10 protein-coding genes are annotated in these 11,745 nt (G+C 69.3%); 3 read left to right on the top strand and 7 right to left on the bottom strand.

Features of this window, described 5'->3' with window-relative positions; genetic code table 11:
• Nucleotides 1-43 precede the first annotated feature (43 nt).
• Entirely contained in the window at nucleotides 44-1,810 is a 1,767-nt protein-coding gene (arc, locus tag PUR26_RS08655) for a proteasome ATPase (protein WP_329870814.1), read from the bottom strand.
• 253 nt (nucleotides 1,811-2,063) lie between these two features.
• On the opposite strand from arc, the gene PUR26_RS08650 reads away from it, so the two are divergent.
• Nucleotides 2,064-2,375, top strand: coding sequence for a ferredoxin (locus tag PUR26_RS08650; protein ID WP_329870812.1), 312 nt, complete (start codon nucleotides 2,064-2,066; stop codon nucleotides 2,373-2,375).
• A gap of 4 nt (nucleotides 2,376-2,379) precedes the next feature.
• Here PUR26_RS08650 and PUR26_RS08645 read toward each other — a convergent pair whose 3' ends face one another.
• The 3 genes from PUR26_RS08645 to PUR26_RS08635 all read right to left on the bottom strand — a co-directional run bounded on the left by PUR26_RS08645 (nucleotide 2,380) and on the right by PUR26_RS08635 (nucleotide 5,345).
• Complete coding sequence (locus tag PUR26_RS08645) at nucleotides 2,380-2,946, bottom strand: hypothetical protein (RefSeq protein ID WP_329870810.1); 567 nt, start codon at nucleotides 2,944-2,946, stop codon at nucleotides 2,380-2,382.
• Nucleotides 2,947-3,191: 245 nt separating this feature from the next.
• The gene (locus PUR26_RS08640; RefSeq protein ID WP_329870808.1) at nucleotides 3,192-4,079 is read right to left on the bottom strand and encodes a tRNA (adenine-N1)-methyltransferase; all 888 of its coding nucleotides are present in this window, start codon (nucleotides 4,077-4,079) and stop codon (nucleotides 3,192-3,194) included.
• 18 nt (nucleotides 4,080-4,097) lie between these two features.
• Complete coding sequence (locus tag PUR26_RS08635; RefSeq protein WP_329870806.1) at nucleotides 4,098-5,345, bottom strand: site-2 protease family protein; 1,248 nt, start codon at nucleotides 5,343-5,345, stop codon at nucleotides 4,098-4,100.
• A gap of 105 nt (nucleotides 5,346-5,450) precedes the next feature.
• Here PUR26_RS08635 and PUR26_RS08630 point away from each other — a divergent pair, with 105 nt between their 5' ends.
• Nucleotides 5,451-6,293: a RecB family exonuclease gene (locus tag PUR26_RS08630; protein WP_329870805.1), complete on the top strand. Its 843-nt coding sequence runs from the start codon at nucleotides 5,451-5,453 to the stop codon at nucleotides 6,291-6,293.
• A 287-nt stretch (nucleotides 6,294-6,580) separates the two neighbouring features.
• Nucleotides 6,581-7,252: a response regulator transcription factor gene (locus PUR26_RS08625; RefSeq protein WP_329870803.1), complete on the top strand. Its 672-nt coding sequence runs from the start codon at nucleotides 6,581-6,583 to the stop codon at nucleotides 7,250-7,252.
• 39 nt (nucleotides 7,253-7,291) lie between these two features.
• Here the strand turns inward: PUR26_RS08625 and PUR26_RS08620 are convergent, their stop codons facing one another.
• The 3 genes from PUR26_RS08620 to PUR26_RS08610 form a co-directional block, all read right to left on the bottom strand.
• Entirely contained in the window at nucleotides 7,292-8,902 is a 1,611-nt protein-coding gene (locus tag PUR26_RS08620; RefSeq protein ID WP_443077012.1) for an ABC transporter substrate-binding protein, read from the bottom strand.
• Between the two features lie 40 nt (nucleotides 8,903-8,942).
• A complete protein-coding gene (locus PUR26_RS08615) occupies nucleotides 8,943-10,544 on the bottom strand; it encodes an ABC transporter substrate-binding protein (RefSeq protein ID WP_329870800.1) in 1,602 nt (533 codons plus the stop codon).
• Between the two features lie 474 nt (nucleotides 10,545-11,018).
• The gene (locus tag PUR26_RS08610; RefSeq protein ID WP_329870798.1) at nucleotides 11,019-11,720 is read right to left on the bottom strand and encodes an HAD family hydrolase; all 702 of its coding nucleotides are present in this window, start codon (nucleotides 11,718-11,720) and stop codon (nucleotides 11,019-11,021) included.
• Between the last annotated feature and the right edge of the window lie 25 nt (nucleotides 11,721-11,745).

Below are 11,745 nucleotides of genomic sequence, written 5' to 3'. Positions count from 1 at the left end.
CGGCTGCGGATGCCCGTCCGGACACCCGCAGCCGGTATGCGATCTACAGGTACTGGCCGGTGTTCGCGACCGTGTCGATGGAGCGGCCGGTGTCGGCGCCCTGCTTTCCGGTCACGAGGGTACGGATGAAGACGATCCGCTCGCCCTTCTTGCCGGAGATCCGGGCCCAGTCGTCCGGGTTGGTGGTGTTCGGCAGGTCCTCGTTCTCCTTGAACTCATCCACGCACGCCTGGAGGAGATGGGAGACCCGAAGGCCCTTCTGGTTGTGGTCGAGGAATGCCTTGATGGCCATTTTCTTGGCCCGGTCGACGATGTTCTGGATCATCGCGCCGGAGTTGAAGTCCTTGAAGTAGAGGACTTCCTTGTCGCCGTTCGCGTACGTGACCTCGAGGAAGCGGTTCTCCTCGGACTCCGCGTACATCTGCTCGACGACCGACTGGATCATGGCGTGCGCCGCGGCCTCCTTGGAGCCGCTGTGCTCGCCGAGGTCGTCCGCGTGGAGCGGCAGCGAAGCTGTCAGGTACTTGGCGAAGATGTCCTTCGCGGCCTCGGCGTCCGGACGCTCGATCTTGATCTTCACGTCCAGTCGGCCCGGCCGCAGGATGGCGGGGTCGATCATGTCCTCGCGGTTGGAGGCGCCGATCACGATGACGTTCTCCAGCCCCTCCACACCGTCGATCTCGGCGAGCAGCTGCGGGACGATGGTGTTCTCCACGTCCGAGCTGACACCGGAGCCGCGGGTGCGGAAGAGGGACTCCATCTCGTCGAAGAAGACGATGACGGGGGTGCCCTCGCTCGCCTTCTCCCGGGCACGCTGGAAGACGAGGCGGATGTGCCGCTCGGTCTCACCGACGTACTTGTTCAGGAGCTCGGGGCCCTTGATGTTGAGGAAGTAGCTCTTCCCCGCGGGCTGACCGGTCACCTCGGCGACCTTCTTGGCAAGGGAGTTGGCGACCGCCTTCGCGATCAGCGTCTTGCCGCAACCGGGCGGACCGTAGAGCAGGATGCCCTTCGGCGGCCGCAGTTCGTGCTCCTTGAAGAGGTCGGGGTAGAGGTACGGAAGCTCGACCGCGTCGCGGATCAGCTCGATCTGGTTCCCCAGACCACCGATCTTGTCGTAGTCGACGTCCGGGACCTCTTCGAGGACGAGCTCCTCGACCTCGCTCTTGGGGATGACCTCGTACACGTACCCGGACCTGGGTTCGAGCAGCAGGGCGTCGCCGGGCCGGATGGTGATGTCCAGCAGCGGCTCCGCGAGCCGCACCACCCGCTCCTCGTCGGTGTGCCCGATCACCAGGGCCCGCTCGCCGTCCTCCAGGATCTCCTTGAGGGTGACGATGTCCCCGGCCCGCTCGAACGCCATGGCCTCGACCACGTTGAGCGCTTCGTTGAGCATGACTTCCTGGCCGCGCCTGAGCTCGTCGAGCTCGATGCTCGGGCTGACGTTCACCCGGAGCTTGCGCCCGCCGGTGAAGATGTCGGCGGTGCCGTCCTCATTCGCCTGCAGGAACACCCCGAAGCCGGCCGGTGGCTGCGCAAGCCGGTCGACCTCCTCCTTGAGGGCCACGATCTGGTCTCGGGCCTCACGGAGCGTGTTCGCCAGCCGCTCGTTCTGCGCGGACACGCCGGCCAGGTTGGTCTGCAGCTCGACGATCCGCTCTTCGAGAATCCTCGTATGACGCGGAGAGTCGGCGAGCTTTCGTCGCAGGACGGCGATTTCCTGCTCGAGATAGGCAACCTGGCCGGCTGGGTCTTCAGACCCCCGCCCCGGCCGGATGCCGCGGTTGATGTCGTCGTCGTGGGCTGCCACGGTCCTCACCTCCTCCAAGGGGAGCTGGACGCTTCCTGACCCTACCTGGGTGGGTGGTGATTGAAACCCCTAGATCACAAAGACTCTCGGGGTGTGTCCGATCTTCACCCTTGCGCTCTCCCTCACGCCAGGGGAATACCCACCCATCAACATCGGAAAGCGGGCGGTTGTATCGTCGGGGTGGTCAACACCCGTCAGGGCTGGCCCGACTTACCAAGATTTGCTTCACCCGACGCAGGAAACGGCAGGGGATATGACCGTGCAGCACGAGGCTCCCACGGCGGGGACCGGCGAGGCCCTCGAGGTCTGGATCGACCAGGACCTCTGCACCGGCGACGGGATCTGTGTGCAGTACGCCCCCGAGGTCTTCGAGCTGGACATCGACGGGCTGGCGTACGTCAAGAGCGCCGAGGACGAGCTGCTTCAGGACAAGGGCGCCACCACGCCCGTCCCGCTGCCCCTCCTCCAGGACGTCGTCGACTCCGCGAAGGAGTGCCCGGGCGACTGCATCCATGTACGCCGGGTGTCGGACAGCGTCGAGGTCTACGGACCTGACGCCGGGTGACGGCTCACCTACCGCGAGCTTCCGGCGGGGCGGAGCGGACGAACTTTCCGCCCTGCCACCGCCATTCGGCGTTCTCCTCCTGATCGGGGCAGCAGCTCGGCACGTCCGCCGAGGAGTAGCCGAACAGGTTCGCGGTGATCGATCCCTCATGGACGGCGAGCGCGCCCACGCTCCTGCGCTCGGCGGGCGCCACGAGGGTGGCCACCACGCGTGGCCCGGACCTTTCGCTCCGCGCCAGTACGTAGACGCCGCTGGGCGGCGTCCCCGAACCCGCCTTGCAGTGCGCCACGACGACCGTCTCGGGGCTGCCGTCGCCGTCGAGGTCGCCGGACGCCCTTTTCGCCACGACGCTGGGCGTGCCCGCGCATTCCAGCGGCAGGGTCACGGCGGCGGCGTCCGGCGCGGAAGCCGGGGCGGCCGCGGCCCGGACACCCGTCTGGGTCGCGGTGGCGGCCGCGGGCTGCAGCAGCCCCGCGCCCGCGACGACCGCTGCCATCGCCGCGGCGGTGGCCAGCCAGTGCACCGGGCGGGCGTGGGTGTGCGCGAGGTCCGGGACGGCGGAGGTCTGCACGCGGGGTGTCTCCTGTGGGCTGTGCGGTGGGGTGGCCAGCATCGTGCCATATGTCACAGGAGGTGGGAACAGCGGGGTGGCCCCCTTTCACCGGGGGGGGCGCCGGGAGCCGGGAGCGGGTCCGAACACGACGAAGCCGCCGTCGAGTTACCGCCAGGAGGCGGGACCTCGACGGCGGCGACGGTGCGTTGCCCGGGGCGCCGGGCCCCGGAAGGGGGTTGCCCGTCCTGAGGGGCGCGGCGCCGTCAGCCCTTGTTGGGGCCTTCGTAGTCGTCTCCGTACGCGCCCTTCGCGGGGCGGCGACGGCGCATCGGGGGCTCCACACCGTCCGCGAGGCGGCGGGCGGTGAGCAGGAAACCGGTGTGGCCGATCATGCGGTGGTCCGGGCGGACCGCCAGTCCCTCGACGTGCCAGTTGCGGATCATCGACTCCCAGGCGGCCGGCTCGGCGAAGCAGCCGATCTCCCGGATGGACTCCACGGTCCGGGCGAGCTGGGTCGTGGTCGCCACGTAGCAGCACAGGATGCCGCCGGGCACGAGGGCCTTGGAGACGGCCTCCAGGCACTCCCACGGCGCGAGCATGTCGAGGATCACCCGGTCGACGTCGGTGTCGGAGAGGTTGTCCTGGAGGTCGCCCACGGTGAGCTGCCAGGCGGGGTGCGGGCCGCCGAAGTAGCGCTCCACGTTGCCCTGGGCGATCTCGGCGAAGTCCTCGCGGCGCTCGTAGGAGTGCAGCATGCCGTCGTCGCCGATGGCACGCAGCAGGAAGCTGCTCAGCGAGCCGGAGCCGACACCCGCTTCAACGACGCGCGCGCCGGGAAAGATGTCGGCGAAGGCCAGGATCTGCCCCGCGTCCTTGGGGTAGACCACGGCGGCGCCGCGGGGCATGGACAGGACATAGTCGGGGAGCAGGGGGCGCAGCGCGAGGTAGGCGACGTTTCCCGTGGTACGGACAACACTGCCCTCGGGAGCACCGATCAGCTCGTCGTGCGGGAAAGAACCCTTGTGGGTGTGGAAGTTCTTTCCGGCTTCGAGCGTGAACGTGTAGTGGCGTCCCTTGGGGTCGGTGAGCTGGACCTGGTCCCCGACCTTGAAGGGCCCGCGACGGCGGGCGGCACCGGTCGGTTCGGACATGTGACCAGTGTATGGGGTTCAGGAACCCGGCCGTGCCATGGCCGCCACGAACGCCCGCTCGACATCGGCGGTGGAGAGGACGCCGTAGATCTCACCGGTCTCCTCGATCACCAGGTACTCCGTGGCGGGGCTGGCGCGGAGTCTGTCGAGGAGCGCCTCTCCGGCCAGTTCGGAGGGGATCCGCATCCCGTCGGTGAGGTCCTGGGCGAGGCCGCTGACGGCCACCCAGGGGCGGCGGTGCTCGGGGATGCCGGCGATGGCCGTCTCGCGGACCAGTCCGGTCGGCTCCCCGTGGCCGTCGACGACGACGAGGGCGCGGGCACCGGCCTCGTTGGCGCGCCGCAGGGCCTCGGACAGCGGGGTGTCGGACTCGACGGGGACGGCGCGCCGGGTGAGGGTGCGGGCGCGGAGATCGGGGAGGTGCTCGCGCAGCCGGGCCATGCGCAGGCTGTTGCCGGCGCCGGTCCAGATGATGGCGGCGAGGATCGCGGCCAGCAGCGCGTCGGTCACCGTCTCCACGCCGCCGATCTCGCCGGAGGCGTTCCCGAGGGCCCCCGTGTGGGTGAGCAGCGGCAGACCGATCAGGACGGCGACGGCCAGCGCCCGGCCGACCCAGGCGGCGGCCACGGTGCCGCTCATCGGCTTGCCGGTGATCTTCCAAACGACCGCGCGGAGCATCCGGCCGCCGTCGAGCGGGAGCCCGGGCAGCAGGTTGAAGACGGCGACGATCAGGTTGGAGATCATCAGTCCCGCGAGCAGGACGCCGGGGACGGTCCCCGCCTCGACGGCCAGCATTCCGGCGTAGAACACCCCGGCGAGGATCAGGGAGAGCAGCGGGCCGACGAAGGCGAGGACGAATTCACGGCCCGGGGTCTCGGACTCCTTCTCGATCTCGGAGACGCCGCCGAAGAACTGGAGCTGGATGCGGCGCACCGGCAGGCCGAAGCGCAGTGCCACCACGGTGTGGGCCAGTTCGTGGACCAGGACGGAGGCGTAGAAGGCGACCGCGAAGAAGAGGGAGACCAGGTAACGGAGGGTGCCGAGCTCGGGCAGGACCCGGTCGAGCTGGTCACCGAAGACCCAGGTGATCAGGGCCGCGACGAGGAACCAGCTGGGGGCGACGTAGACGGGCACGCCGAACAGGCGGCCCATGAGGATGCCGCCGCCTGGCTCGTCCGGGCGCTGCCGCTTGCCGTTCTTGGGGGTGGCTCCGGCCGTGTCGGACTGTGGGCGGGTCGTCTCGCCGCTCTCGTCGTCCTGGTTCACGGGTTCCCTTCGGTGCGAAGCTTCTCACTCGATCATGCAGTGTGGCGGGTCTGACGTCGATGGTATGCCGCTCGCTGTCGGTGGCGGGCCGTAGGGTTCTGAGTCATGACCACGACCCCGCAGCCGCCCTCCTCGCTCTCCCCCTCCCGGGCGAGCGACTTCATGCAGTGTCCCCTTCTGTACCGGTTCCGGGTGATCGACAAGCTGCCGGAGAAGCCGAGTGAGGCGGCTACCCGGGGGACGCTGGTCCACGCGGTGCTGGAGCGGCTCTTCGACGATCCCGCCACGGAGCGCACGGCGCCGCGGGCCAGGTCGCTGGTGCCGGGGCAGTGGGACCGGCTGCTGGAGTCGAAGCCCGAGCTCGGTGAGCTGTTCGTGGAGGACGGCGAGGGCGAGCGGCTGGCGCGGTGGCTGGGCGAGGCGGAGCGGCTGGTCGAGCGGTGGTTCACGCTGGAGGACCCGACGCGCCTGGAGCCGGCCGAGCGGGAGCTGTTCGTGGAGACGGAGCTGGAGTCGGGTCTGCGGCTGCGCGGGGTGATCGACCGGATCGACGTGGCTCCGTCGGGTGATGTGCGCATCGTCGACTACAAGACCGGCAAGGCACCGCGCCCGGAATACAGCGAGGGCGCGCTGTTCCAGATGACGTTCTACGCCCTGGTGGTCTGGCGGCTGAAGGGCGTGGTGCCGCGCCGGCTCCAGCTGGTCTACCTGGGCAGCGGCGACGTGGTGACGTACGACCCGGTGGAGGCCGACCTGCTGCGGGTCGAGCGCAAGCTGCTGGCTCTGTGGGACGCGATCCGCCTGGCGACGGAGACCGGCGACTGGCGGCCGCGGCCGACGAAGCTCTGCGGCTGGTGCGACCACCAGGCGGTCTGTCCGGAGTTCGGGGGCACTCCCCCGGTCTACCCGCTGCCGCTGATCCCGGCCGGGCGCACAAGCAGTGAGTGACCGGATCATCCCGGTGACCGGGATGATCCCGGTGGTCGGATCGGGTGACGGGTGACCTGACGACCGGCGAACAGCCGGACGGGTGAAGCCGGACGGCCGACGGCGGGCGCGGGAGCGGTCCGGCGGGCGTGGCCGGGGGGTACGGGCGCGGCGCCGCCGGTGACCCTGTCCGGGGCGTGGCCGGAGGTCCCGGAGGCCGGGGCGGTCCTCGTCGCGCCCGGCCGGATCCGTACGGGGCGGTCAAGGCAGAATGGGCCCGGTCCGGCAATCCCTCATGAGGAGTATCTGTGGCCATCCGCGTCCTACTGGTCGACGACCAGCCGTTGCTGCGTACCGGCTTCCGGATGATTCTGGAGGCTGAGCAGGACATAGCGGTCGTCGGTGAGGCCGGGGACGGCCTCCAGGCCCTCGAACAGGTGCGGGCGCTCCAGCCCGACGTGGTGCTGATGGACATCCGGATGCCCCGGATGGACGGTGTGGAGGCCACCCGGCAGATCACCGGGCCGGGGCGGGACGGGCCCGCGAAGGTGCTGGTGCTGACGACCTTCGACCTCGACGAGTACGTGGTGGAGGCGCTGCGCGCGGGGGCGAGCGGCTTCCTGCTGAAGGACGCGCCCGCCCATGAGCTGGTGCAGGCCATCCGGGTGGTCGCGGCGGGCGAGGCGATGCTCGCGCCGAGCATCACGCGCCGGCTGCTGGACAAGTACGCGGATCATCTGCCGTCGGGCGACGAGCCGGTTCCGGACGCGTTGAACACCCTGACCGACCGCGAGGTCGAGGTGCTGAAGCTGGTGGCGCGCGGGCTGTCGAACGCCGAGATCGCGGCGGACCTGTTCGTCTCGGAGACCACGGTCAAGACGCACGTCGGGCATGTGCTGACGAAGCTCGGTCTGCGGGACCGGGTGCAGGCCGCGGTGTACGCCTACGAGAGCGGACTGGTGCGCCCCGGCGCCCAGTGAGGACGCCGGGGCGGGACCCGGGGGCTGGGCGCGGGGGCCTCAGCCCTTCTTGATCTCCCAGAAGCGGAAGACGGTGGAGGCGTCCAGCGTCCACTCCAGGCCGGTGATGTCGCCGCGGGCGACGGCGTACTGCTTGCCCTGCCACAGCGGGAGGACGGGCACGTCCTCGGCCACGATGTCCTGGAGCCTGCCGAAGTCGTCCTCGGTGGCGGACCGGTCGGCGGACGCCGCGGTGCTCGGGATGATCGTCCCGGTGATCTTGCTGTTCTCGTAGTTGTTGGAGAGAACGTTGCCGACGCCGAAGAACGGCTGGGTGAAGTTGTCCGGGTCCGGGTAGTCGGGCACCCAGCCCTTCACGTACACGCCGTACTTGCCGGCCTTGATGTCCTTCTCGTACTGCTCGAACTCGACGGACTTCACGGTCGCCTCGAACAGCCCGCTGTCGTTGAGCTGCTTGGCGATCGCCCTGAACTCCTCGTCGGTGGCCGGGCCGTAGCGGCTCGGGGTGGACCAGAGGGTGATCTTCACCTTGCCGTCGATGCCGTCCGCGCGCAGGGCCTGCTTGGCCTTCTCGGGCTGCGGACGGTCGCCGTAGGTGTCGAAGAAGGCGGTGTTGTGGCCGCTGATGCCGGCCGGGATGATCGAGTACAGCGGCGTCGCGGTCGAGCGGTAGACGTCCTGCACGAGGGCGTCGCGGTTGACGAGGTACGCGATGGCCTTGCGTACACCCTTCTTGCCGGCGACCGGGTCCTTCAGGTTGAAGACGAGGTGCTGCACCTCGGCGCTGCTGCCCTCGATGACCTCGATGCCCTTGTCGCGGGCCTCGGTGGAGGCTTCGAGAGACGCGATGTCGCCGGCGGCGAGACCACGGTAGGCGACGTCGATCTCGCCCTTCTGCAGGGCGGTGGACAGGCCGGCGCGGTCGCCGCGGAAGAACTTCAGCGTGACGCCGCTGTTCTTCACCTTGGCGGCCCCCCGGTACTCCGGGTTGACGGAGAAGACCGCCTGGTCGTCGCCGAAGGAGTCCAGCTTGTACGGGCCGGAGCCGACGGCCTTGCCGTCGGTGCGCAGGGCGCCGTCCTTGTACTCGCGGTGGTCGACGATGGAGCCCGCGCCCGAAGCGATCTTGTTCGGGAAGGTGGCGTCCGGGACCTTCAGCGTGAACACGACGGTCTTGTCGTCCGGCGTGTCGATCTTGTCGATCGTGCTGAGCAGCGGCGCCGGCCCGTTCTCGTCGTTGATGTCCAGCGCGCGCTCAAAGGAGAACTTGACGTCCTCCGACGTGAGGGCGTTGCCGTTGCTGAACTTCAGGCCGTCCCGCAGCGTGCAGCGGTAGACCGTGCTGCCCTTCTCGAAGCCGCACTTCTCGGCCGCTTCCGGCTGGGGCGTCGCGGCGCCCTTGGGGAAGCTCAGCAGGGACTGGAAGACGTTGTTGAACAGCAGCCAGGAACCGGGGTCGTAGCCGGCGGCGGGGTCCGTCGCCAGGACCTCGTCCGACATGCCGACGAGCACCGAGCCACCGGCGTCCCCGGAGCCGCCGCCCTGCTCCGAACCGCAGCCGCTCAGCATGGCGGCCGCAAGCCCCGCGGCGAGCGGGGCCGTCAGCCACTTGTTGTGTGCCTTCACAGAAACCTTGCCTCTGGATCTCATGGCCGGCCGAGCCGTCTGCGCGGCCGGGGTACAGCAGGGGTCAGGCGTTACCTCGGCCGAGCTCCCAGAGCATCAGGTCCGAGGACGTGTTCAGCGACCACTCGACACCGGTCAGGCCCTCCCGGTGGGCGACGTACTGCTTGCCCTGCCACAGCGGAAGCACGGGGACGTCGGTGGCGACGATCTCCTGGAGCTTCGCGAAGGCCGGGCCGGCGGCGTTGCGGTCGGCCTCACGGCGGGACTGCGGGATCAGCTGGGTGCGCGCGACGCTGTTGGCGTAGGGCGTGTTGAGGAAGTTGTCCGCGTCGAGGAACGGCGCGACATAGTTGTCCGGGTCCGGGAAGTCGGGGAACCAGCCGAGTCCGTAGACCGCGTACTCACCGCGCTTCTGCGCGGCGCGGAACTCGGACCACTCGGCGCCCTCGATGGTGACGTCGAAGAGCTTGCTGGCGTTGAGCTGGTCGCGGAGGGTCTCGAACTCCTTGGCGGTGCCCGGGCCGTAGTGGTCGGTGGTGTAGTTCAGCGTCAGCTTCACCGGGGTGTCGATACCGCCGGCACGCAGGATGTCACCGGCCTTCTTGCCGCTCGGCTCGCCGTACTCGTTGAAGAACGAGTTGGTGTGGGCGACGATGCTCGAGGGGATCAGCGAGTAGAGCGGCGTGGCGGTGGAACCGTAGACCTTGCTCGCGATCTCGCCCCGGTCGATGACGGCGGCCATCGCCTGGCGGACCGCCTTGTCCTTGACGGACGGGTCCGTGGTGTCGAAGCCGAGGTAGCGGATCTCCAGGCCGGGGACCTCGCGCAGCGCGATGCCCTCCTTGGGCTTCTCGGAGAGGTCCTTGATCTGCTCGGGCGACAGGGTCCGGGCCATCATGTCGATGTCACCCGACTCCAGGGCCTGGCCCATGCTGTCGGCGTCGGCGTAGGGGCGCAGCTCGACCTTGTCGTTGTGGAGCTTGATGTCGCCCTTGTAGTGGGCGTTCTTCGTGAAGACCGCCCTGACGACCCGGTTGTCCTTGACCTCGGTCCGCATCGTGTACGGGCCGGATCCGTCGACCTCGAACCCGTCCCTCAGCTTCCTGGCGTCGTACTTGTCGCTGCTGAGGATGCCGGCGACCGGCGTGGACAGCTTGTACGGGAAGGTGGCGTCCGGCGTCTTCAGGTGGAAGACGACCTCGCTGTCGCCCTTGGGCTCGATGGTGTCGATGTTCGCGAGGAGACCCGCCGCGCCGTTGTCGGACTTGATGGCGAGGACCCGCTCGATGGAGAACTTGACGTCCTTGGCGGTGACGGGCTTGCCGTCCGCGAACGTCAGGCCCTCGCGCAGGGTGCACCGGTAGCTCTCGCTGGCCCGGTCGGTGAAGGCGCACTGGGAGGCGGCCTCGGGCACGGGCTGGCCGCCTCCGCGCGGGACGTGCATCAGCGTCTGCACGGTCTGGCGGAGCACGTTCCAGACGCCGGTGTCGTACGCGTAGGCCGGGTCGAAGGGCGCGGGGGCGTCCTTGTCGGCGGTGAACTGGTCCGTCGTACCGACAACGATGCCGCCGCCGCCTCCGGAGCCGCCTTCCGAGCTGCCGCAGGCGACGAGAACGGGGGCGAGCAGGCCGACTACGGCCGGCAGCACCAGGGTCTTGCGGTTCATCGTGGACGTTCTCCTCATCCGGCACTGGGTACAGCGGTGGTGATACTCCGCCGCGGCCGCCGGGTGGGGCGGAGCGATCGGGCCGGGTACAGAGCGATCGGTCCTGTGTTCACGGTGGTCTGGTTACCGCCGGGGCACGGGGAAAGTGCGGCGAAGTTCTCGCGGGAAAGATTAGTGGGCGGGGCCACTAATGCCGGACCGCGCACGAGTTGAGGCCGCATCAGAAAGTGAGCAGAAATGCGTGCACCCTGATCCCTATGCACAGGAATGATTCGTACACCGCCCCATCAATCCGGACACAAGGGCGCGGCCGAAGCCCCCCGTACCGGGCATGCGGGTCTTTCGAGCCCCTTGATCGACGCCACTCTGCGTGACCAAGGTCACTTCGGGCATTCCCGGTCGGGTCACGGAAAATACACGGACCGGCGCTTTGCGTTTTAGCCCGTTTTTCAACTGTCCACGCTGGGTGTGCGATCAGTTCATTCGCGTGATCAATGTGCGGAGAAAGCGCAGGTCGACCTCTTCGAGGGAACGGACGACCACCCGTCCGTCGGCGGGGGCGATGGGGGCGACGGACGGCACGGCGACGACCCGGCAGCCGGCGGCCTCGGCGGCGGCCACACCCGTCGCGGTGTCCTCGATCACGGCGCATCTCGCGGGCTCCGCGCCGACGCCCTGGGCGGCGAAGAGGTACGGGTCGGGGTGCGGTTTCGTACGGGCCACCTCGTCGCCCGCGACGGTGAGCGTGAAGCGGTCGGGGCCGAGGGAGCGCAGGACGCGGTCGATGATGCGGCGGTGCGAGGCGGAGACGAGCGCGGTGGGGATGTTGTGCGCGGCCAGCTCGGCCAGGAGCCGCTCGGCGCCCGGCATCAGCGGGACGCCCCGGAGGATGCGCTCCTCGAACCGGTCGTTGAGCAGCACCGTCAGCTCGGCGAGGGTGATGTCCGCGCCGGTGGCCTCGATGAGGTAGCCGGCGCTGCGGGTCATGGGCCCGCCGACCACGACGTCCCTCCAGGACTCGTCGAGGGCGTGGCCGAGCTCACCGAAGACCTCGACCTCCGCGTCCCACCAGAAGCCCTCTGTGTCGACCAGGGTGCCGTCCATGTCCAGGAAGACGGCCTGGAGGGCCGACCCTTCGGCCATACGGGTCAGGGACGCGGGGACCGTGCTGGTCATCGGCACACCTCCATGAGGGACGAGA

It is taken from the genome of Streptomyces sp. SP18CS02, assembly GCF_036322365.1.
Classification (GTDB): Bacteria; Actinomycetota; Actinomycetes; order Streptomycetales; family Streptomycetaceae; genus Streptomyces.
The sequence above is the reverse complement of the archived record's forward strand: the minus strand, read 5'-3'. Positions and strand labels throughout refer to the sequence as shown.

Bases quoted from the DNA above. Each gene is read 5' to 3' on its own strand.
- PUR26_RS08650 (WP_329870812.1), top strand. From the start codon at position 2,064: ATGACCGTGCAGCACGAGGCTCCCACGGCGGGGACCGGCGAGGCCCTC.
- PUR26_RS08615 (WP_329870800.1), bottom strand. From the start codon at position 10,544: ATGAACCGCAAGACCCTGGTGCTGCCGGCCGTAGTCGGCCTGCTCGCC.
- PUR26_RS08610 (WP_329870798.1), bottom strand. From the start codon at position 11,720: ATGACCAGCACGGTCCCCGCGTCCCTGACCCGTATGGCCGAAGGGTCG.
- PUR26_RS08630 (WP_329870805.1), top strand. From the start codon at position 5,451: ATGACCACGACCCCGCAGCCGCCCTCCTCGCTCTCCCCCTCCCGGGCG.
- PUR26_RS08620 (WP_443077012.1), bottom strand. From the start codon at position 8,902: ATGAGATCCAGAGGCAAGGTTTCTGTGAAGGCACACAACAAGTGGCTG.
- PUR26_RS08640 (WP_329870808.1), bottom strand. From the start codon at position 4,079: ATGTCCGAACCGACCGGTGCCGCCCGCCGTCGCGGGCCCTTCAAGGTC.